General features: G+C 70.2%; 19 protein-coding genes and 1 tRNA gene. 10 read left to right on the top strand and 10 right to left on the bottom strand.

Translation table 11 applies throughout. The annotated features are described in order from the left end of the window. Position 1: 1 nt before the first annotated feature. Positions 2-2,242, top strand: coding sequence for a tetratricopeptide repeat protein (locus GA707_RS07835; protein ID WP_226963623.1), 2,241 nt, complete (start codon positions 2-4; stop codon positions 2,240-2,242). 40 nt (positions 2,243-2,282) lie between these two features. Here GA707_RS07835 and cphA read toward each other — a convergent pair whose 3' ends face one another. From cphA to glgC, 4 genes are all read right to left on the bottom strand, one after another. Further along, positions 2,283-5,093, bottom strand: a complete 2,811-nt coding sequence (gene cphA, locus GA707_RS07830) for a cyanophycin synthetase (RefSeq protein ID WP_226963622.1) — start codon at positions 5,091-5,093, stop codon at positions 2,283-2,285. A 59-nt stretch (positions 5,094-5,152) separates the two neighbouring features. Then, complete coding sequence (locus tag GA707_RS07825; protein ID WP_152177884.1) at positions 5,153-5,998, bottom strand: cyanophycinase; 846 nt, start codon at positions 5,996-5,998, stop codon at positions 5,153-5,155. Next, a complete protein-coding gene (gene serB, locus GA707_RS07820; RefSeq protein ID WP_152177883.1) occupies positions 5,995-7,248 on the bottom strand; it encodes a phosphoserine phosphatase SerB in 1,254 nt (417 codons plus the stop codon). The genes GA707_RS07825 and serB overlap by 4 nt, the downstream gene beginning before the upstream one ends. A gap of 96 nt (positions 7,249-7,344) precedes the next feature. Next, complete coding sequence (gene glgC / locus GA707_RS07815; RefSeq protein ID WP_152177882.1) at positions 7,345-8,595, bottom strand: glucose-1-phosphate adenylyltransferase; 1,251 nt, start codon at positions 8,593-8,595, stop codon at positions 7,345-7,347. A gap of 66 nt (positions 8,596-8,661) precedes the next feature. Here glgC and glgA point away from each other — a divergent pair, with 66 nt between their 5' ends. Beyond that, positions 8,662-9,867 (top strand): glycogen synthase, encoded by a 1,206-nt coding sequence (glgA, locus tag GA707_RS07810; protein ID WP_152177881.1) that lies wholly within the window; start codon positions 8,662-8,664, stop codon positions 9,865-9,867. Here glgA and GA707_RS07805 read toward each other — a convergent pair. After that, positions 9,831-10,580: a hypothetical protein gene (locus tag GA707_RS07805; protein WP_152177880.1), complete on the bottom strand. Its 750-nt coding sequence runs from the start codon at positions 10,578-10,580 to the stop codon at positions 9,831-9,833. The genes glgA and GA707_RS07805 overlap by 37 nt on opposite strands. 53 nt (positions 10,581-10,633) lie before the next feature. On the opposite strand from GA707_RS07805, the gene GA707_RS07800 reads away from it, so the two are divergent. From GA707_RS07800 to GA707_RS07775, 6 genes are all read left to right on the top strand, one after another. Continuing rightward, positions 10,634-11,416 (top strand): ABC transporter ATP-binding protein, encoded by a 783-nt coding sequence (locus GA707_RS07800; protein ID WP_152177879.1) that lies wholly within the window; start codon positions 10,634-10,636, stop codon positions 11,414-11,416. Between the two features lie 171 nt (positions 11,417-11,587). Next, positions 11,588-12,046, top strand: a complete 459-nt coding sequence (locus tag GA707_RS07795; protein ID WP_152177878.1) for an NfeD family protein — start codon at positions 11,588-11,590, stop codon at positions 12,044-12,046. A 98-nt stretch (positions 12,047-12,144) separates the two neighbouring features. Further along, on the top strand, positions 12,145-13,332 hold the full coding sequence (locus tag GA707_RS07790) for an SPFH domain-containing protein (protein WP_152177877.1): 1,188 nt from the start codon (positions 12,145-12,147) through the stop codon (positions 13,330-13,332). A 65-nt stretch (positions 13,333-13,397) separates the two neighbouring features. Beyond that, positions 13,398-14,168, top strand: a complete 771-nt coding sequence (locus GA707_RS07785; RefSeq protein WP_152177876.1) for a sulfite exporter TauE/SafE family protein — start codon at positions 13,398-13,400, stop codon at positions 14,166-14,168. 6 nt (positions 14,169-14,174) lie between these two features. Next, complete coding sequence (locus GA707_RS07780) at positions 14,175-14,915, top strand: sulfite exporter TauE/SafE family protein (RefSeq protein ID WP_152177875.1); 741 nt, start codon at positions 14,175-14,177, stop codon at positions 14,913-14,915. A 21-nt stretch (positions 14,916-14,936) separates the two neighbouring features. Then, the gene (locus GA707_RS07775; RefSeq protein WP_152177874.1) at positions 14,937-15,773 is read left to right on the top strand and encodes an RNA methyltransferase; all 837 of its coding nucleotides are present in this window, start codon (positions 14,937-14,939) and stop codon (positions 15,771-15,773) included. Between the two features lie 19 nt (positions 15,774-15,792). Here the strand turns inward: GA707_RS07775 and GA707_RS07770 are convergent, their stop codons facing one another. Together GA707_RS07770 and GA707_RS07765 are read right to left on the bottom strand one after the other, a co-directional pair. Further along, positions 15,793-16,173 carry a DUF3037 domain-containing protein gene (locus GA707_RS07770; protein ID WP_193315238.1) on the bottom strand — a complete coding sequence of 127 codons (381 nt, stop codon included), beginning with the start codon at positions 16,171-16,173 and terminating at the stop codon, positions 15,793-15,795. After that, complete coding sequence (locus GA707_RS07765) at positions 16,170-16,946, bottom strand: HipA family kinase (RefSeq protein ID WP_152177872.1); 777 nt, start codon at positions 16,944-16,946, stop codon at positions 16,170-16,172. Before GA707_RS07765 ends, GA707_RS07770 begins: the two co-directional genes overlap by 4 nt. Positions 16,947-17,124: 178 nt before the next feature. Here GA707_RS07765 and GA707_RS07760 point away from each other — a divergent pair. Both GA707_RS07760 and GA707_RS07755 read left to right on the top strand, forming a co-directional pair. After that, positions 17,125-17,212: transfer RNA gene (locus tag GA707_RS07760), tRNA-Leu, on the top strand. A gap of 134 nt (positions 17,213-17,346) precedes the next feature. Next, entirely contained in the window at positions 17,347-18,612 is a 1,266-nt protein-coding gene (locus GA707_RS07755; protein WP_152177871.1) for a site-specific integrase, read from the top strand. An 11-nt stretch (positions 18,613-18,623) separates the two neighbouring features. Here GA707_RS07755 and GA707_RS21765 read toward each other — a convergent pair whose 3' ends face one another. The 3 genes from GA707_RS21765 to GA707_RS07740 are packed head-to-tail and all read right to left on the bottom strand — an operon-like array spanning position 18,624 to position 20,558. Next, positions 18,624-18,890, bottom strand: coding sequence for a helix-turn-helix domain-containing protein (locus GA707_RS21765; protein WP_152177870.1), 267 nt, complete (start codon positions 18,888-18,890; stop codon positions 18,624-18,626). A 49-nt stretch (positions 18,891-18,939) separates the two neighbouring features. Next, on the bottom strand, positions 18,940-20,253 hold the full coding sequence (locus GA707_RS07745) for a hypothetical protein (RefSeq protein WP_152177869.1): 1,314 nt from the start codon (positions 20,251-20,253) through the stop codon (positions 18,940-18,942). Continuing rightward, a complete protein-coding gene (locus GA707_RS07740) occupies positions 20,253-20,558 on the bottom strand; it encodes a hypothetical protein (protein WP_152177868.1) in 306 nt (101 codons plus the stop codon). The genes GA707_RS07745 and GA707_RS07740 overlap by 1 nt, the downstream gene beginning before the upstream one ends. Positions 20,559-20,669: the final 111 nt, after the last annotated feature.

Here is a 20,669-nt window from a genome sequence, read left to right as displayed (position 1 = left end):
CGTGCCCACACCACCCGTGGTCGCTGCGGCGCCGGCAAGCAGCGGGGACACCGGCGCGGTCGTCGCCCACGAGGTCAGGCTCCTCGAAGGTCCGAACCTGTACTTCCGCCGACCGGCGGTCAAGGTGGTGCTCGACGTCTCGGCGGTCCTGATGGCCGGCTCCGAGGAGCTGGCCGCGGCAACGGCGTCGACGGGCGTGAGAGGCCGCCCCGGACCCCCCGGGAGTCAGTCCAGGCAGCGGTTCGCCGCGAGGTTGGCCGAGCGACTGCTGCGACTCCTCGCCCGGGCCATGGGGACGACTCGGCTGGGCGTTCGAAGTCGTCCGGGGGAGGGGGTCGAGGAGGTGGTGGTCGCCTTCGTGTGGCGACGTCGCGGGCCCGCGCGGGTCGCCGCGGAGGCTCTGCCGCACCTCGTCTCCGCGGTTCTGCGGGGGGAGGACCCGACCGACCGGATCACTCGGGCCGCCGAGGTGGCCCTCGCCACCCCGATCGGGGACCCGCCCCTCCTGCGTACGCCGCGCATACCCGTCGTGTCCGTCACCGGAACCAACGGCAAGACGACGACGACCCGCATGCTGGCCAACATCGCCATGTCGGCGGGACGCCGCGCGGCGTGGAGCTCGACCGACGGCGTGTTCGTGCAGGGTGAGCTGGTCGAGAGTGGCGACTACTCCGGCCCCGCCGGGGCTCGGGCGGTCCTCGACGCCCCCGGCGTGCAGATCGGCATCCTCGAGACCGCCCGCGGTGGCCTCCTCCTCAAGGGTATGGGGGTCACGGCCAACGACGTCTCGATCGTCACGAACGTCGCCGAGGACCACCTCGGCCTGCACGGGATCCACACCGTCGACCAGCTGGCGGAGGTCAAGGCCATCATCACGCGGGTCACCTCGCCTCGAGGGTGGACCGTGCTCAACGGCGAGGACCCCCGCGTGTGGGCCATGCGGCACGGGAGTCCGGGCCGCGCCTGGGTTTTCGCGCTCGACGCGGAGACGCCCGCAGTGCGTGAATCCCTGGCCGACGGTGGCCGGGCGACGACGGTGATCGACGGCTGGGTCAGCGTGCTCTCACCCGGCCGCGCACCGCATCGGGTCGTCCGGCTGAGCGACCTTCCCGCGACGATGGCCGGCTTGGCGCGGCACAACGTCGCCAACGCCCTCGCCGCCATGACCGGAGCCCTCGCCATCGGCCTTCCCGAGGAGGCGGTCGTCGAGGGGATGCGCGGCTTCACTCCCGATGCCGATCTCAACCCAGGGCGGCTCAACACCTTCAGCGTTCCGACGGACGACGGAGGGACGGCCACGGTCATCGTCGATCTCGCGCACAACGAGGACGGGCTGACGGCACTCCTCGACGTCGCGGATGGGCTGAGGTCGCCCGGTGCGCGGGTCATGGTGTCCGCCGGCATGGTGGGCGACCGGACCGACGAGCAGATCGAGAGCGTCGGCGAGATCGCCGGTCGCCGGGCCGACCTCGTCGCGGTGGCACACAAGGAGAAGTACCTGCGCGGACGCACGACCGAGGAGATCGACGCGCTCCTGGCCACAGGACTGGGCCATGTCGGGGTGGTGCCGCTCGGTCCGTATCCGACCGAGGTCGAATCGGTCGAGGCTCTTGCCGAACGGGCCGCAGACGGAGACGTCATCGCCGTCATGTGCCACGCCCAGCGTTCCGAGATGTATGCGTGGGTCGCCGACCGCGGCGGCACGCCGGACGACGCGGACCGGATCCGCGCCAAGGTCCTGCGGGCCCGCGGGGAGCACGAGGCCGAGGACGAGATCGCGGCTCTCTGGGATCTGGAGGACGACGCCGAGCGGGTGCACCGCGCGGCGGCGCTCGCCGCCCGCTTCCCCGACGACCCGCGTCTGGTGTTCGAACACGCCTCGGCACTCGATGCCATAGGGCGCGAGGACGACGCGGTGCCGCTCTACCACCTCTCCCTGGCGGGCGGCCTCCGCGAGCCCTACCGGCACCGCTGTCAGGTCCAGCTCGCCTCGTCGCTGCGCGTTCTCGGCCGCCACACGGAGGCGGTCACGGTCGTGGACGAGGTGGCCGCCGCATACCCGGACAGCCTGGGCGTCGCGGCGGTGCGGGCGCTGGTCCACCATGACGCAGGGGACCCGACAGGTGCCCTGGCCGGTCTCCTCGGCACGGTCGCTGCGACGTCGGCCGACCCGGACGTCGCCCGGTACCGGACGGCGATCGCCGGCTATGCGGCCGCGCTCGCCGGGACCCGAACCGACTAGACGAGCGAGGTCCGTCGGGGCCCGGGATCGGACCCCGGACTCAGATCCCGGACTCCTCCGTCGGCTCGGGCATCGCTGCGGGGTCGAGGTCGGGATCGCCCACCGAGTCGCGGCCGGTATGAGCACCGGCCTGGGCGCTGCGGGTGGCGGTCTCGAGCTCGGCCATGACCTCGGCGTGTTGATCCACGCATAGCACGACGACGTCACCGGCATTGGCGCGGGCCAGGCACGAGCGAACGGCCGTGACCTCCTCGAGGACGACCTCCACCTGGCGGCAGCGGACCCCGCCCGCCTCCATCGCCGCCCGGGTACCCGCACTGACGATGTCGGCCACGTCGCCCCTGGGGCGGCCGCGCAGCTTGAGGTCCTCGCGGACGACGAGGACGTCGAAGTACCGCGCGGCCACCGCTCCCAGCTCACGGAGATCCTCGTCGCGACGGTCGCCGGCGGTCGAGATCATCCCGATGCGGGAGACCCGGCCGAGGTCGCTTTGGCCGTCCTTGGCCTCGGCGTAGCGGTCGACGAACTCGCCGAGCACCTTCATGCCGGCGGCGTTGTGGCAGTAGTCGACGATCACGTCGACGTTGTTGACGTTGATCTGGTTCATCCGACCGGGGGAGAGGTAGTACGACGTCGTGAACGTGCGCAGTCCCTGCCGGATCTCGTGCAGTCCGGCGCCGGCCGCGAAGGCGGCGCCCGCGGCGGCCATCGCGTTGGCGACGTTGAACATCGCCGCACCGTCGAAGGTCGCCGGCAGCAGGTGTGTCCACGCGAGCTGCATGGAGCGCTTGCCGTGCCGGATGACGATCATGTCGCCCTTGTCGGTGGGGTCGAGGACCACGGCACGGCCGCCACGGCGGCAGTGGTCGTCGATCATCTCCCGTACCTCGCCCCCGGGCGCCTCGAGGGAGAACCACACGACGGAGCCGGAGCAACGCCTGCGCATCCCGCGGACGAGGGGGTCGTCGGCGTTGAGCACGGCGAACCCGTCGCGGGGCACCGCTTCGACGACGACGGCCTTGACGTCCGCCAGTTGCTCCACCGTGTCGATACCGCGCATCCCGAGGTGGTCAGGGGCGACGTTGGTCACGACAGCCACGTCGTTGCGGTCGTAGCCCAGTCCCTCCCGCAGGATGCCGCCCCGGGCGACCTCCATGACGGCCATCTCGACCCTGGGGTTCTGCAGCACCATCCGGGCCGAACGCGGGCCGGATGCGTCGGCCTTGACGACGAGGCGCTCGTCGATGACGATCCCGTCCGTCGAGGTCATGCCGACCTTGACTCCGGTGCCCTTGAAGATGTGCGCGATCATCCGCGACGTCGTCGTCTTGCCGTTGGTGCCGGTCACCGCGATGATCGGGACCCGGCTGGGCGAACCCGGCGGGAACAACAGGTCGACAACGGGCTTGGCGATGTACTGCGGCTCGCCGATGGTCGGGTGGGTGTGCATCCGGAAACCCGGCGCGGCGTTGACCTCGCAGATGGCGCCGCCGACCTCGCGGACCGGCAGGGTGATGTCAGGACAGATGAAGTCGATGCCGGCGACGTCGAGCCCGATCATGCGGGCCGCCTCCTCGGCGATCTCGACGTTGTCGGGGTGCGCGTCGAAGGTCCGGTCGATCGAGATGCCGCCGGTGGACATGTTCCCGGTCAGAGCGAGCTTGACCATGGTGCCGTCGGGCACGACGTCGTCCATGCCGTAGCCCTGTTCACGGACGAGCCGCACGGCCGCGTCGTCCACCCTGATCCGGGTGAGGACCTTCTCGTGGCCGACGCCGCGTCGGGGGTCGGCGTTGGTGATGTCGACGAGCTCGGCGATGGTGTGCACACCGTCGCCGACGACGTGGGCGGGCACCCGCTCGGCGATGGCCTGCATGCGGCCGCCGACGATGAGGCAGCGGTAGTCCTTGCCGACGACGAACGACTCGACGATGACGTAGCCACGCCGGGACTCCTCCTGAGCCCGTGGGAAGGCGGCCCGCACCTCGTCCTCGCTCGCGAGGTCGAGCACCACCCCCCGGCCGTGGTTGCCGTCGAGCGGCTTGAGCACGACGGGGAACCCGACCCTGGTGGCCGCCTGGGCCGCTCCGTCGACGGTGCGGACGACCTCCTGCCTGGGCACGGGCAGACCCGCGGACGCGAGGAGCTTGCCGGTCAGGTCCTTGTCCCCGGCCAGGTCGACCGCCAGCGCACCGGTCCGGGACGTCATCGTCGCCCGGATGCGCTGGGCGTAGACCCCCTGGCCGAGCTGCACGAGGGACCCGGTGTTGAGCCGGATGAAGGGGATGTCGCGACTGACCGCCTCTTCGAGGATCGCACTCGTGGACGGTCCGAAAGCGGTGCGCTCGCTCATCCGCAGGAACTCGTCGAGCTCAGAGGCGAAGTCCAGGCCGCCGGGCTCGACGAGGTCGTTGACGAGTCGGACCGCGAGGCGACCCGCGGCGATCCCGACCCGCTCGTCACTGAAGCCGTAGATGACGTTGTAGCGGCCCGGGTGCCCCTTGACCTGTCGGGTCTTGCCCCGTCTGAGGTCGTGACCGGCCTCCTGCTGCAGCTGCAGCGCGATGTGCTCGGCAACGTGCCCGAGCCAGGTGCCCTCACGGAGCCGCTGCACGAACCCGCCCCGCACCCCCCTCGAGCACGTGTGCCGGTCGAGGCCGGGCAGCAGCTCGAGCAGCCGGTCGGTGAAGCCGGGCAGCGTGTCGGTGGGGTACTCCTCGAGGGAGCCGAGGTCCACGACGAGATGGACGGCGGGATCGTAGGACCAGATGTTGCCGCCGCGGTACACCCGCGTCTCGACGATGGTCAGGTCGGGTCGGGCGGGCTGGGTCGGGGTGGGGCGGTCGGTCACCGTCTCAACCTAGAGCCCGCGCCGCCACCGGCGCCACATCGCCGCCCCCGCCTCGCCGGTCATCCGCGGGAGCCGGCGGTGACGACGACGTCAGGGTGCTTCTCGACGAACCCGACGAGCGAGACGGTCGCGAGGTCGAAGGTGGCTCCGGCCGGCAGCGAGTGCACGACCGCTCCGGACACCAGCATGGGGGCCCCGCGCCGGGCGTCGGGGAAGTCCGTCACGGCGGCGCGGGCGTCGAGGACGTGGACCACGCCGGCGCCGAGGACGGTGAACCGTCCGCCGCTGACCTCGATCGCGGTGTTCTCGTCGATGCCGACTCCCAGCAGGTGCGGCGAGCTGGCGACGACGGACATCAGGCGGCCGTACCGGTTGCGCTGACCGAAGTGCTGGTCGATGATCACGCCGTCGATGAGGCCGAGCCCAGCGCTGAGCTGGCTGGTGCGCTGCCGGGGCGTCGTCCCCTCGTCACCCATGGAGATCATGAAGGTGCTCATGATCGATGCTCCCGCCGATGTCCCGCCGATGACGGTGCCCGACGCGTGGGCACGATGGATGGCCGCGCCGAGGGCGGTGCCCGGAAGGAACTGGCTGAGCCGCAGCTGGCTACCGCCGGTGAGGAAGATCCCGGTGGCCGCGTCGAGCGTGTGCACGCCCTCGAGGTCCTCGGCGTTCGCACGCGAAGCCGGGTTGACGACGTCGAGATGGGTCACGCCGAGCCGACCGAAGGCCTCTCGGTATGCGGCGGTCACCTCGTCCTGCATCGACGAGGCCGTCGGGATCAGGGCGATCCGGGCACGCCGCCCACCGGCGAGCCGCACGAAGCGCCGCAGGAGGACGGCGGTGCCGACGCGGTCCTCGGCACCCCCGATCACGAGCAGGGTCGGTTGCTGCCGTCGAGTCATGGCTGGTCTGTTTCTGGCTGGTCTGTTCCTCGATGGGCTGGGTGGCCCTCGGCCTGGTCGGTGGCGCGGTCCGCCTCCTCGACCTCCTCGCGGGAGATCCCGAGGAGGAACAGCACGGTGTCGAGGTAGGGGACGTTGACGGACGTGTGCGCCTGATCGCGGACCACGGGTTTGGCATTGAACGCAACCCCCAGCCCGGCCGCCTGGAGCATGTCGAGGTCGTTGGCGCCGTCGCCGATGGCGACGGTGCGGGAGAGTGGCAGTCTTTCGGCCGCGGCGAACTCACGGAGTGCGGCGGCCTTGCCCGCCCGGTCGACCACGGCGCCCACCACCCGCCCCGTCAGCGTCCCGTCGGAGACCTCGAGGTCGTTGGCGCGGACGTGACGGATGCCCAGGTCGGCGGCGATCGCCCGGACGATCGGCGTGAACCCTCCGCTCACGAGCGCCACCGTGAAGCCGAGCCGATGCAGGGTGCGCACAAGGGTCCGCGCTCCCGGGGTGAGTCGGACCTCCCGGGCGACCGCGTCGAGGACCGACACCGGCAGACCACGCAGGACCGCGACCCGGCGGTGCAGGCTCTCGGCGAAGTCCAGCTCGCCGCGCATCGCGGCCTCCGTCACCGCGTGGACCTCGGCCGCCCGACCCGCGTGGGCGGCGAGGAGCTCTATCACCTCGTCCTGGATCAGGGTGGAGTCGACGTCGAGGACGACGAGCCGGCGACCGCGACGGGCCAGGCCGGACGGGGAGACCGCGACGTCGACCCGCTCACGCGCCGAGATCCGGGCCAGGTCGCGGCGCAGAGCCGTGACGTCCGCTCCGGAGACATCGAACTCGATCGTCGTCACCGGATACCGGGACAGTCGCCGGATCCGGTCGATATTCGCGCCCGAACCGGCGACGGTCGCGGCGACCGCACTGACCGCAGCCGCCGTGAGCGGCTGCCCCAGGGCGACGACAGCGGCGCGTCCGGTGCGGTTGCGCCCGGGATCGCCGGTTCCGAGTGACGTCGTCACGGTCATCCCGAGGTCGTGCGCGATCCCGGCGACACGGGCGGCCACGTCGCCGGTGTGGTCACCGGCCGCGAGGAGCACCGCCAACGTGAGGTGGCCCCGCACCACGACCTGTTCGACGTCGAGGACGGCCACGTCCAGGCCGTCGAGCGCCGCGAACAGGCGACTCGTCACCCCCGGGCGGTCGGCGCCGCTCAAGGTCGCGAGCAGTGTCGCTGGTGGGTCGTGAGCGGCAGTCACCCGCCGAGCCTAACGAGTGCACGGTCGCCGTCGGAGCAGGGACCGAGTGCTGGGCCGGAGCGGATCCCACCATGCCGGACCGCCCGGGGGCCTCCGTCACGCGGGGAAGGTGTAGTCCTTGCCCAGCACGGTCAGCCCGCTCTCGGTGACCACCATGCCGCGGGCCTCGTCCTCGGCTCGGTCGTAGCCGATGCGGGTGCTCGGCGGGACCACGATGTTCTTGTCGATGATGGCGCGCCGGATCTGACAGTTGCGGCCGATCTCGACGGAGTCCATGATCACCGAGTCGTCGATCGTCGAGTAGCTGTGCACCCGCACCTTCGGCGAGACGACAGAACCCTGGACCCGGGCACCCGAGATGACGACCCCGGGGGAGATGGCCGAGTTGAGGGCCTCGCCGATCCGGCCCTGCGCGCCGTGGACGAACTTGGCCGGGGGGAAGGGGCCGTAGCTCGTGTAGATCGGCCACTCGTAGTTGTAGAGGTTGAACACCGGGTGGATGGAGATGAGGTCCATGTGGGCTTCGTAGTACGAGTCGATGGTGCCCACGTCGCGCCAGTAGTCGCGGTCCCGTTCGGCCGAGCCGGGGACGTCGTTGTTCTTGAAGTCGTAGACGTACGCCCCGTCCTCCTCGACGAACGCCGGGACGATGTCGCCGCCCATGTCGTGCTTGCTGCCTTCGCGGTGGTGGTCGCGCGTGACCGCGTCGGCGAGCACGTCGGCGTCGAAGACATAGTTGCCCATCGACGCGAGCACCTCGTCCGGGGAGTCGGGCAGACCCTTCGGATCGGTCGGCTTCTCGAGGAAGGCGCCGATCTTGAGGGGGTTGGAGTCATCGACCTCGATCACACCGAACTGGTCGGCGAGGGAGATCGGCTGGCGGATCGCCGCCACCGTGACCCCGGCGCCCGTCTCACGGTGCTGACGCACCATGTCCGAGAAGTCCATCCGATAGACGTGGTCAGCCCCGACCACCACGACGATGTCGGGGCGCTCGTCCTGGATCACGTTGAGGCTCTGGAAGACCGCGTCGGCACTCCCGAGGTACCAGTTCTTGTCGATCCTCTGCTGGGCCGGGATGGGCGCGACGTAGTTGCCGAGGAGGGTCGACATCCGCCAGGTCTTGGTCACGTGCCGGTCCAGCGAGTGCGACTTGTACTGGGTGAGCACGATGACCTTGAGATAGCCGCTGTTGGCCAGGTTGGACAGGGCGAAGTCGATGAGGCGGTAGATGCCGCCGAACGGCACGGCCGGCTTGGCCCTGTCCGCGGTCAGCGGCATCAGCCGCTTCCCCTCCCCTCCCGCTAGGACGATGGCCAGGACCTTCGGCTGACTCGCTCGGCTCATGTGACTCAACCTACTCAAGAACGGTGACCGGCGACACCTTGTCCGGTTGCCGTTAGCCTGACGTCCATGCGCATCGACGTGCTGACGAAGGAGTATCCGCCCGCGATCTACGGAGGAGCGGGGGTGCATGCCGCCGAGCTCGTCCGCGCATTGCGGGGTCTGGACGACCTCGAGGTCCTGGTCCGCTGCTTCGGTGAGGAGCGCGACGAGGAGGGGACCACCGCATACCCCGACCTCGCGGAGCTGGCCGACGCCAACGGTGCGCTGCGCACGATGGGAGTAGATCTGGCCATCGCCGACGACTGTGTCGGCGCCGACCTCGTCCACTCACACACGTGGTACGCGAACTTCGCCGGTCACCTCGCCTCCTTGCTCGGCGGGATGCCACATGTCGTGACCGCCCACAGCCTCGAGCCGCTGCGGCCGTGGAAGGCCGAACAGCTCGGGGGCGGCTACCGCGTGTCCTCCTGGGTGGAACGGACCGCCTACGAGTCTGCGGCCGGGGTGATCGCGGTGAGCGAGGGGATGCGCAAGGACATCCTGCGGTCCTACCCGGGCATCGACCCCGAACGAGTCCACGTCGTGCACAACGGGATCGACAGTGAGCTGTGGTCCCGACGTGAGGACCCCGAGGTCCTGCACCGCCACGGCGTCGACCCTGGTCGTCCGGCCGTCATCTTCGTCGGCCGGATCACCCGCCAGAAGGGGCTGCCCTACTTCCTCCGGGCGGCCCGCGCGCTTCCCCCGGAGGTGCAGCTCGTCCTATGCGCCGGGGCGCCCGACACGCCCGAGATCAAGGCCGAGGTCGAGGCCCTCATCGAGGAGCTTCGGCTGGAGCGCGACGGCGTCGTGTGGATCCCCGACATGCTGCCGCGAAACGAGGTCGTGGCCCTGCTGTCGGGCTCGACGGTGTTCGTGTGCCCGTCGGTGTACGAGCCGCTCGGCATCGTCAACCTCGAGGCGATGGCCTGCGAGGTCGCCGTCGTCGCCACCGCGACCGGTGGGATCCCGGAGGTCGTCGCGGACGGGGAGACCGGATGGCTCGTCCCGATCGAGCAGGTTCAGGACGGAACCGGCACCCCGGTGGACCCCGACCGCTACGTCGCCGACCTCGGCGCGGCTCTGGTCGAGGCCGTCTCGGATCGGGAGCGAGCGCTGGAGTTCGGTCGGGCCGGACGGCGGCGAGCCGTCGAGGAGTTCGGCTGGGACACGATCGCCGAACGCACCAGGGAGGTCTACGAGCGCGTCCTGCGGGACTGGGCCGCCAGGTAGCCGGCTCCGGCGCAGGCGGCGATCTGGAGGGCCTCGGTCGCGGCGGACCACAGCGCGAGGAGTGTCCGGCGCCGGTGTTCGGCCAGCGCCGCGCTCGCCGAGCCGTCAGCGTGCTCGAGTCCGGCCTCCGTCACCTCGAGGACCGAGCCGGCTCGCACCACGAGGCCACGAACACGGTCCGGCAGGTCGCCGGGGAGTGCCCACTCACGGTGGGTCGCGCCCGGTGACTGACGCTGCCACGCATCGACCCACCCGCCGTCCCCGAGGCCGTCGATCGCGTCATGGACGGCCAGCCGCAACCGACGGTCCGCTCCGGCGACATCGAGGCCCTCGAGCCGGTGGGGAGGCACCGGGTCGGCGTCGTAGGCCTCCCAGCGCACGGCCAGACCCGCGCCATCCCGGCCGAACGGGACAGGCGTCGGCACGAGCAGGCCCCCGACTCCGGCCACGAAGACGCACTCCCCGGCGGACATCGCGGCATCCGATGCCTCGGATGAACAGTGGGGCAGGAGCCCCGGAGTGCCCGGACGGGGAAGTGCGGCGTAGACCGCCGTTTCGCCCAGCTGGCGCCACAGACGCACGTGGTCCGCGAGGTGGAGGACGACGTCGACATCGGGCAACGCCTGCCGCAGGACGGACTCGGCGTCGGCGTGGCAGGACCAAGCGTGGCCCACCCACAGGGCCACGCGGACGCTCGCGGGAAGCTCCGGCACCGCACCATCGTAGGTACCCGACCGCGTCGTTCGCGTCGACTAGGGTTGACGACATGACCGACGTCCTCGCTCTCGCCGGGGTGAGCGTGGTGCGTGGCACGACGACACTGCTCGACGACGTGACGTGGGAGGTCGAGGAGGGGGAGCGCTGGGTGATCCTCGGACCGAACGGCGCGGGTAAGACGACCCTCCTGCAGATCGCGGCCGGCCGGATCCACCCCACGAGTGGCGTGGCCGGCGTCCTGGGTGAGGTGCTCGGCGCCGTCGACGTCTTCGAGCTCCGGCCTCGCATCGGCCTGGCGTCCGCGTCGCTGGCGGAGCGCATCCCCGGCTCCGAGATCGTCCACAACGTTGTCGTGACCGCGTCCTACGGCGTCGTCGGTCGCTGGCGCGAGCAGTACCACCACCTCGACCACGCGCGGGCGGCCGAGTTGCTCGAGGTCATGGGGATCGACCACCTCGCGGACCGCACGTTCGGAACGCTCTCCGAGGGCGAGCGAAAGCGGGTGCAGATCGCGCGAGCCCTCATGACAGACCCGGAGCTCATGCTCCTCGACGAGCCCGCCGCCGGGCTGGACCTCGGCGGCCGGGAGGATCTCGTCGGACGCCTGGGTGAGCTCGCAGCCGACCTGACCGCACCGGCGCTCGTGCTCGTCACACACCACGTCGAGGAGATCCCCCCGTCGTTCACCGACGCGCTCCTCTTGCGGGAGGGGCGCGTCGTCGCGGCCGGTCCGCTGGAGCTCACCCTGACCGACGAGAACCTCAGCGAAGCCTTCGGGCTGCCCTTGCGCGTTGAGAACCGTGGAGAGCGGTGGACCGCATGGGCGGTGTGACCGGTCTCCGGTCGGGGTGCGCGCCGGCCCTGAGCAGCCGGCCCCGGGGCGCACGACAGGCACCGCAACAGACACTGAGAGCACCTCGCACCGAACACATCCGACAGAGCACCTCGCGCCGAACACGACAGAGAGCAGCACCGGAACCACATCCGCGGAAGGGGCATGACGATGGAATGGCTCGCTGACAACTGGTGGGTCGTCTGGCTCGGGCTGGCGCTCGTCCTGATGGCGGTCGAGGCCGCGACCGTCGACTTCGTCTTCGTCATGCTCGCCGGCGGGGCCCTCGCTGGAGCCGCCGCCGCCGGGCTAGGCGCATCCCTACCTATCCAGGTGGTCACTGCCGTGGTGACGGCCTTCGCCCTCCTGTTCGTCGTTCGACCGGTCGTCAAACGACGCTTCATGGACTCCGAGACCGACCACGGCATCGGCTCGTCGGCCCTCATCGGCAGGGACGCCTGGGTGCTCGAGACCATCACCGAGACCGACGGCCGGGTCAAGCTCGCCGGCGAGGTGTGGTCGGCGCGCGGTCCCTCGGGTGCGGCCCTCCAGCCGGGGACCCAGGTCCGTGTCATCGAGATCCAGGGGGCCACGGTGCACGTCGCCCCCCTGGACCAGATCGGTCGCTGACCACCACCGCATACCGCGTCGACCACCCGCATCGACAGAACCGCAGGCCGTACACAACCGTAAGACTCGACCACCACCGCAAGGGGAGAGAACACCTCATGGAGACCCTCATTGTCCTGGGCATCCTGCTGATCTTCGCGATCGTCGTGCTCGTGCGCACCGTCCGGATCGTGCCGCAGCAGACCTCGCTCATCATCGAGCGGCTCGGCCGCTTCTCGCGCACCCTTGAAGGCGGTCTGCACTTCCTGATCCCCTTCGTCGACAAGGTGCGTGCCAACGTCGACCTCCGCGAGCAGGTTGTCTCGTTCCCGCCCCAGCCGGTGATCACGAGCGACAACCTCGTCGTCAACATCGACACCGTCATCTACTACACGGTCATCGACAGTCGCGCCGCGGTGTACGAGATCGCGAACTTCATCCAGGGAATCGAGCAGCTCACCGTGACGACCCTGCGCAATGTCATCGGCTCGCTCGACCTCGAGCAGACCCTGACCAGCCGTGACCAGATCAACGGCACCCTGCGGGGCGCGCTCGACGAGGCCACCGGCAGGTGGGGCATCCGCGTCAACCGGGTCGAGCTGAAGGCTATCGACCCGCCCCGGTCGGTGCAGGAGTCGATGGAGAAGCAGATGAAGGCCGAGCGTGACCGCCGCGCGGCGATCCTCAACGCCGAGGGCGTCAAGCAGTCCCAGATCCTGACCGCCGAAGGTGAGAAGCAGAGCTCCATCCTTCGTGCCGAGGGCTCGGCGCAGGCCCGGGTCCTCGAGGCTGAGGGTCAGTCCCGCGCCATCAAGCAGGTCTTCGACGCGATCCACCGCGGCAGGCCTACCCAGAAGCTGCTCGCCTACCAGTACCTCCAGGTGCTGCCACAGATCGCGCAGGGAGACAGCAACAAGATGTGGATCATCCCCAGCGAGCTCACCGATGCCCTGCGCGGTATCGGGGGCATGCTCGGCAAGGACAGCTCTGACGGCTCCGATGGTGCCGAGATGACCGACCAGGAGCTCGCCGCGCTCGGCGAGCCCGAGGCGAGTTCCTTCGAGCCGTTTGCCCTCCAGGACGCAAAGGTCGCGCTCGAGGAGGCGCGGGGCCAGGCGGCCCGCTCGACGAAGGAGGCCACGGAGCACGCCTCCCCGGTCAGCTCGACGCAGCCGCCCGCACGGCGGCCTGCGGACGCGGTTCCGCCGCCGCCGACCCACTCACCGTCCGAGGCCCCCGCGCTCGATTCTCCTACGGCTCCGGCCCCGCAGCCTCCGGCGGACTCGCCGCCGGAGCAGCGCGGCTGAACCCCCCCCGGCCACAACCGCGGGGCACTCTGGCCCTGCCCTCACCCGTCACTAGCATGTGACGGGTGAGTGCGCTCGAGGCCGTCGCGATCCTGCTCGCCGGCTTCGGAGCAGGGATGATCAACGCCGTCGTCGGCTCGGGAACCCTGATCACCTTTCCCACGCTGCTCTGGGCCGGGTATGCGCCGGTCACCGCCAACGTCTCCAACACCCTCGGCCTGGTCGCCGGGGGAGTGGCGGGCTCGTGGGGCTACCGCGGGGAGCTGGTCGGCGCCGGCCCGACGCTGCGCAGGCTGCTCCCGATGTCGGTGATCGGCGCCGCGGTGGGTGCCGTCCTCGTCATCGTGCTCCCGCCGGGTGTCTTCGAAGCCGCCGTCCCGGTGCTGATCGGGGTCGGCGCCTTCCTCGTCGTCGCCGGGCCGCGGCTGCAGGCAGCCATGGCGCGACATCGCCCGGCGGCCGACGGTCACGGGCAGACGCCGGGTGTCGCGCTCCTCGTGGGTGTCATGCTGGCGGGGATGTACGGCGGATACTTCGGAGCCGCCCAGGGGGTCATCCTCATCGGACTGCTGAGCCTGCTCACGACCGATCCCCTGCAGCGGATCAACGGGTACAAGAACATTCTGGCGACGGCCGCCAACGTGGTCGGGGCACTGACCTTCCTCGTCATCGCACCCGACCGGGTCGTGTGGGAGGTGGTCGGTCTCATCGCGCTCGGATCCGTCGCCGGGGGGATCGTGGGGGCGGCCGTGGGGCGGCGGATCCCCACCACCCCGCTGCGGATCGTCGTCCTCGTCATCTCCGTGATCGCCATCGTCGCCTTCGTCACCCGCTGAGGTGCCGTGCTCACCGACCCGGCATCCCACGACGTCGTCGTCGTCCTGGCCCTCGGCCTCGCTGTGGCGCTCGGCGCCGCGGTCCAGTCGGCCGTCGGCTTCGGTCTGGCCGTCGTCGCGGCTCCCTTCGTCGTCCTGGCCGATCCGGCTCTGATGCCCGGCAGCCTACTCGTCTGTGGCTTCGTGCTTCCGTTGTGGGAACTGATGCGCCACCAACGCGACGTCGACCGCCGAATCCTGGCCGGCGCATACGGTATGCGTCTGGCCCTGACCCCGGTCGGGGCGGCGCTCGTCGTGTGGAGCGGTCCGCGGGAGATCGCTCTCGTCGTGGGGGTGATGATCCTCCTCGTGGTGGGGGTCTCGATCACCCCGTTGTCGGTGCGCGCCACCGTTCCCAACGCGCTGGCCGCAGGTGCGGTGACCGGGGTGGCCGGGACGGCCGCCTCGATCGGAGGACCGTTCCTCGCGATGGTGCTGCAGCACGAGCGCCCGGAGCGGGTGCGCTCCACCCTCGCCGCGTTCTTCGTCCTGGGCTCGACGACCTCGCTGGTCGCCCTGGCCGTCGCCGGTGAGCTGACCGTCGGTCAGGTGGGCGCGGGCCTGCTCTGGGTGCCGTTCCTCGCGCTCGGTGTGTGGCTCGGGCGACCACTACGCCTCCTCGTATCGAGGGAGCGAATGCGACAGGCGGTGCTCACCTTCTGCACCATTGCCAGTGTGGTGGTCATCCTCCGTGCCGGGCTCGGATAGCCTGCCTGCTCGGAGGTGGCCATGCCGATCAGGATCACCAGGGTCGATGACCCGAGGCTCGTGGACTACGTGGGCCTGACGGACGTCGCCCTGCGACGTCGGTTCGAGCCCGAGCACGGTCTCTTCATCGCCGAGTCCGAGAAGGTGATCCGACGGGCGTTGGGGAGCGGCCACCGTCCCAGGTCGTACCTCATGGCGGAGCGATGGCTGACCGACCTCGCCGACCTCGTCAGAGCGGCCGAAGACTCCGGTGTACCCGTCTACACCGGGGACGCCCGCGTCCTCGAGGCCCTCACGGGGTTCCACCTGCACCGTGGGGCACTGGCCTCGATGGAGCGGCTGCCGCTCCCGGATCTCTCGTCGACGGTCGCGTCTGCCCGACGCGTCATCGTCCTCGAGGACATCGTCGACCACACCAACGTCGGCGCCGTCTTCCGCAGCGCGGCGGGGCTCGGGGTGGACGCGGTCCTCGTGACACCCCGGTGCGCGGACCCCTTGTACCGCCGAGCGGTCCGAGTCTCGATGGGCACCGTCTTCCAGGTCCCGTGGACACGCATCGACCCGTGGCCCGATTCCGTCGAGTCGCTGCGGCGGCTGGGCTTCGAGGTCGTCGCGCTCGCCCTCACCGAGGACTCGGTTCCGCTCGACGAGTATGCGGCCACAGCACCCGCGCGCATCGCTCTCGTCCTCGGGACCGAAGGTGACGGCCTGAGGAGGCGCACCGTGCACGCGGTCGATGGGGTGGTCCGGATCCCGATGGCGGGGGAGGTGGATTCGCTCAACGTCGCCGCAGCCGCGGCCGTGGCCGCCTGGGAGCTGCGCGTGCGCCCCGGGTCGCCGGAGTCAACCATCGGGTGACGCACCGACGACAGGGCGGTCAGCGGACGAGGCGGTCAAGGAGGTCCTCGAGGGTCTGCTCGGGATTCTCCGCGAGCCCTCCGTGCACCGGCCCCGGCTGGATGACGGTGCTCCGGGGGGCGGTGATCCAGCCGAACCGTCTGCCCGGGCTCTCCAGCGCGGGGCGTCCGCCGCCGGACTCGCCGCGGCACACCTCCTCCAGCATGGTCAGGGAGGCGCGGACGGCGGCGACGTCGATGTCCCCGTCCAGCGCCCGAAGACGGACCTCGTCCACCGACTGGACGCACCGCAGGAAGTCCGCCTGCTGGGAGTAGAGCACGACGCCGACGTTGACGAACTCCTCGCGCTCGATGCGCGGCACGCATCGCAGCACGACGTACTGGTACGGGTGAAGGGTCACGTCAGGCTCCTGACCCAAACGGGGGCGGCGTCACGTCGGGCGGTCAGGTGCCCGAGATACTCCTCCCGGACCGCAGCCGGGTCGACCAGGTCGGCGGTGGGCTCGAGCCACTCGTCCGGCACGAGATCGAGGATTCCGCCGAGGACGTCGTCGGTGAGGCGTGCGGCAAGGGCGGACCCGACGTCCTCGACCGGGGCCGCGACGTCGGCCAGGACGTGCGTCGTCGCGTCGAAGGGACGCGTCGCGAAGGCGGCCCGCTGAGGTGCCTTGCGGGCCCACGCATGGTGGAACCAGAGAGAAGCGCCGTGATCGATCGCGTGAGTGCGACCATGCCAGACGACGAGGTTGGGGTTGGCCCAGGTCCGGTCCACGTTGAGGGTGTATGCGTCGAGCCAGACGATCCGTGCCGCCAGGTCCGCGGCGGGCGGAGTCGATCCGTCGTACCCGAACGAGCCGGGGAGGAAGTCGCTGCCGAGGTTCGTCCCGACGCTGGCCCTGAGCAGATCCTGGACCTCTTCGTCGCGCTCGTACTTCGTCATCGCATCGTCCAGGAAGACGATCGCGAGCTCGGGGGTCGGAATGCCGAGAGTGCGAGCGATCTCGGTGGTCACGATCTCGGCCACGAGGACCTTCACACCCTGACCGGCCCCCCGGAACTTGACGACGTAGGTTCCACAGTCGTCCGCCTCCATGACCGCGGGAAGCGAGCCACCCTCGCGCAGCGGGGTGACGTAACGCAGTGCGCGCACACGCGGGAGCGTTGGGCCTGCCATGACGTGCAGCCTAATGAGTTCCACCCGTCTCCCCGCGGACGCCGCGGGTCACGTCCCTTGTCTCGGATGCGCCATGCCGACCGACCCGAGGCGGCGTCTCGGTAGATTCGGTGGAGTGTTCACGGGCGTGCTAATGTTTCGCACCGCAGCACCCCGCTCGGGAGGTTGCAGCATCCATGTCCGGGTGGCGGAATTGGCAGACGCGCTAGCTTGAGGTGCTAGTGCCCGAATAGGGCATGGGGGTTCAAGTCCCCCCTCGGACACCAGCCGAATGTGGCCCCTGACCAGCGGAAACGCGACAGGGGCCACATTGCTTTGCTAGCCAGGTGTGCACCAGGTGTGCACGGCGGGTCTCTGGCGGTGCACCGACGACACCTAATAGCGTCGAAGGAGCAGCGACATGGCCTGGATCGAAGAACGCAAGCGAGCCGACGGGGGCACCTCCGCGCACGTGCGATGGCGCCTGGGAGGAGTCCGGTCCGGCCAGGTTCAAATCGAGACGTTCAGCGCCGGCAGCGACGCCCAGAACCGGGCACGAGCCGCAGGCTTCAAGCAGATGGTCGACGCTGCCGGCCAGTACTGGCCCGAGGGGTGGGTGAAGGGTGAGGGCTTCGTTCGTCCCCGAGAGGACAACCGCTATGAAGCGACGCCGAGCTTCGCGGCGATCGGGGAGGAGTACGTCCGCCAGATCGTCGAGCTCTCCCCGGGGCAGCGCAAAAGGTACCTGTCCCAGATCTGGACCCTCGCCGAGGTGGAGGTGCGCGGCGAGCGGATCTTCGAGCGCGCCATCGACGCCATCACCGAACGTGACATCAAGGCGTGGTTGATCGATTGGGACCGGGCCCTGAAGACCAAGGCGAACTACCACGGGCTGCTCTTCGGTGTCTTCACCTACGCGGTCGAGGAGGGCTACCTGAGCACCAACCCGTGCGCGCGCACCGCCCCCAAGCGCTCCAGAGTCAGGCAGTCGCAGGCAGAGCTGCGGTTCCTGACCGAGGACGAGCTGAGCACCGCCGTCCGCCTCGCCGGCGAGAACGGGGACCTGTTGACCTTCGCGGTCGGGACCGGTCTTCGCTTCGGTGAGGTCACCGCGTTGTGGTGCAGCGACATCGACCTGACTCACGGCACGGTGCGGGTGAACAAGGCCTGGAAGCGCGACGGCGAGAACGGCGCCGGCGAGACACCGGGTTGGTTGAGGAAGCAGCTGGGGCCCAAGCACACGATGCGCCAGCACCACCTCGGGAACCCGAAGACGCCGAAGTCCCGACGAACGGTCAGCATCTCGCCTGCCCTCGTCGAGCTGTTGAAGCCCCACGTCCACCGCCGAGCCGCCGACGACTTCGTCTTCGCCTCGCCGACGGGCCTGCCGTTGCACAACAGCGACTTCTACGAGCGGGTCTGGATCCCACTGGGCCGGGCCATGCAGAAGGAAGGCATCGCATCCTTCCGATTCCACGACCTGCGCCACACCCACGTGGCCTGGCTCATCGCCGGCGGCGCACCCCTGCCGCACATCCAGGCCCGGCTGGGCCATGAGTCGATCACCACCACCATCGACACATACGGACACCTGCTGCCGGTCGGTGACGAGCTGATCTCGCAGATCATCGACACCGCCCTGCGCGGAGGCCGCATTCGGCCGGCTATGCACCTGCTGAAGAGCTGAGCAGGCGGTGCTCACAAGCGCGAGCGGGCGCTGGACGCCCGACGCGTCGGCAGGGCAGTCACGTTCGCCGACACCAGAACGGGCTGCTCACCGGCCGCGATCAGTTCCTCGAGATGCTCCGGCCGAAAACGCACGTGCTTACCGATCCGCGTGCACCGCACACGCCGCGTCCGGACCGCCTCCGCTACCCACCGCTGGGGCACATTGAGATAGGACGCGGCCTCAGCAATCGTGAATAGATGCTGCTCACCAGAAGCGCTCTCAGAGCGAACGGACATCAGCCTCTCCTCTCTACACGGGCGATAAACGGCCCTGGGCCCTGCACGGTCACAACGTCTGCGATGGTCGGGTGTCGCCCCGACGGTGGTGCAGAGCGGCCTGGAAGTCGATCCTGCTCTCCGCGGCACCTGGACGTGGGAGGTCTCGTCGGACCGGCTCCGGGCGCAGCTGGTTCCTGGCGAGATCGATGAGTGTGGCCTTCAGCGGGCCGGTCATCGGGATGAACCTCTTACGGATGACGTGTTCCAGGGTCCCGTCGCGATCCTGAAGTCCGAGGACGTTGGCCCGTTGGAGGTAGAGGCGCTTCGTGATGCCGTACCGCAGCGCGTCGGCGACGCGCTGGTCGATGCAGGCACTGATCCGTTCAAGCTGCCGTGCCTGGGTGGGGTCGTTGAGCGCGTCGTGGGGGAGCTTGCGCATCCTGGCCGCGGCGATGGAGCCCTGACCGGCGGCCAGGCCTCCGGTGCCGAGGTTGCCGCCGATGTCGCGGGTCTGCCGGACGAGGCTGCCGTAGACCTGGCCACGGTGCGCCCAGCGGGCGGCACGGTCCGGGTCACGGTCTGTGAGCCGTGTGGCTGCCTCGTGGGAGAGGCAGCGTTGGGAGTCGAGGATCACGCGCAGGCTGTGGGCGTTGGGGATGGTGCCCAGGTGGACCAGGAGGTTGTGCTGGGCCTGCACCACACCGGCGAGACCGGGCAGCCCTGGACCCTCGATGAGCTGGGCGGGGGCGTCCCAACCGTGGTGGTCGATGGAGTAGGAGGGGTCGCTGTAGCGGGAGTAGGTCGCGCAGGCCTGCGCCGCTCGTGCCAGCCGGGTCTTGTTCGTCAGGTGCTGCCAGCCGGGGACGCCGTCATAGCGGCGGTCCAGAGCGGTCAGGGCTTCGGTGACCTCGGCGATGTCGTGGACGAGGGTGAGGGCCTGTGCCTTGGACAGCCGCCCGTGCCCGGCCCCGGCGGTGAAGTCGTGCTCGCCGAGGGCGCAGGCGCGGGAGGCCTGCCGCCAGAGCTCGACCAGCCGGAAGGGCTGGGTGGTGGTCAGCTCGGTGAGTGTGGGCAGCCCCGCGTGATCGGCGGCGAGGGCGGCGTGGATGCGGTGGCGCAGGTCCTCGGCCGGCCCGCGGGTGCGTCGGGTCAGCTTCTGGTGGTCGATGTGCGGGTTCGCCGCATACAGGCCCTGGTGGCACCAGGTGAGCACGCTGTGGCGGTAGCGGGCGATCTGCTCGCCGATGAGCCGTCGTTCCTCAGCTGTGGTGGTCGCCGGCACGTGCCGAGGTCCGGCTCCGCCGATGCGGTGTTGGATGCGGTGGAAGGTGAGCAGCTCGCGCAGGCTCTCGCGCAGCACGTCGGTGTTCTGGCCGTACATCAGGGCTCGTCGGGCTCGTCGAGGTCCCTGGCGGTGGAGAGCAGGTCTAGGACCAGCTCGACGGTCAGGGGGTCCAGGCCGTGACCGGTCAGGTCCTCGATCGCGTCACGCGCGAGGTCGAACAGCTCGTCGCGGTCGCCCGACGGGACCGGGTGGATGGCCGGGATGTCCTCGCCGTGGAGGGCGTCGAGGCGGAGCAGGACACGCTCGTAGCCGCTGGAGGCCTCGATCGTGACGGCGCGGTCGGCCAGGGCGGCCAGGTGGGAGCGGGCCTGCCCGAGGGTGATCGCGTGGGCGAGGAGCATGGGGACCTCCGTGGTTGCCAGGGGTGTCTTCCACCGTGGGAGGGGCGGGTCGGTTCGGACGAGGTGAGTCGGTTCGGGTGTGGACAACCGCCCTAGATGAGCCGGCCACGA

Source organism: Nostocoides sp. F2B08, from assembly GCF_009184895.1.
Lineage (GTDB): Bacteria > Actinomycetota > Actinomycetes > Actinomycetales > Dermatophilaceae > F2B08.
Note: the sequence above shows the minus strand (reverse complement) of the source record. Positions and strands in the feature narration are given on the sequence as shown.

Excerpts from the sequence above, each read along its gene's own strand:
- GA707_RS07800 (WP_152177879.1), top strand. The coding sequence starts at position 10,634 with ATGACCGACGTCCTCGCTCTCGCCGGGGTGAGCGTGGTGCGTGGCACG.
- GA707_RS07745 (WP_152177869.1), bottom strand. The coding sequence starts at position 20,253 with ATGTACGGCCAGAACACCGACGTGCTGCGCGAGAGCCTGCGCGAGCTG.
- GA707_RS07740 (WP_152177868.1), bottom strand. The coding sequence starts at position 20,558 with ATGCTCCTCGCCCACGCGATCACCCTCGGGCAGGCCCGCTCCCACCTG.
- GA707_RS07790 (WP_152177877.1), top strand. The coding sequence starts at position 12,145 with ATGGAGACCCTCATTGTCCTGGGCATCCTGCTGATCTTCGCGATCGTC.
- GA707_RS07795 (WP_152177878.1), top strand. The coding sequence starts at position 11,588 with ATGGAATGGCTCGCTGACAACTGGTGGGTCGTCTGGCTCGGGCTGGCG.
- GA707_RS07765 (WP_152177872.1), bottom strand. The coding sequence starts at position 16,946 with ATGGCAGGCCCAACGCTCCCGCGTGTGCGCGCACTGCGTTACGTCACC.
- glgA (WP_152177881.1), top strand. The coding sequence starts at position 8,662 with ATGCGCATCGACGTGCTGACGAAGGAGTATCCGCCCGCGATCTACGGA.
- GA707_RS21765 (WP_152177870.1), bottom strand. The coding sequence starts at position 18,890 with ATGTCCGTTCGCTCTGAGAGCGCTTCTGGTGAGCAGCATCTATTCACG.
- GA707_RS07755 (WP_152177871.1), top strand. The coding sequence starts at position 17,347 with ATGGCCTGGATCGAAGAACGCAAGCGAGCCGACGGGGGCACCTCCGCG.
- GA707_RS07775 (WP_152177874.1), top strand. The coding sequence starts at position 14,937 with ATGCCGATCAGGATCACCAGGGTCGATGACCCGAGGCTCGTGGACTAC.
- GA707_RS07825 (WP_152177884.1), bottom strand. The coding sequence starts at position 5,998 with ATGACTCGACGGCAGCAACCGACCCTGCTCGTGATCGGGGGTGCCGAG.
- glgC (WP_152177882.1), bottom strand. The coding sequence starts at position 8,595 with ATGAGCCGAGCGAGTCAGCCGAAGGTCCTGGCCATCGTCCTAGCGGGA.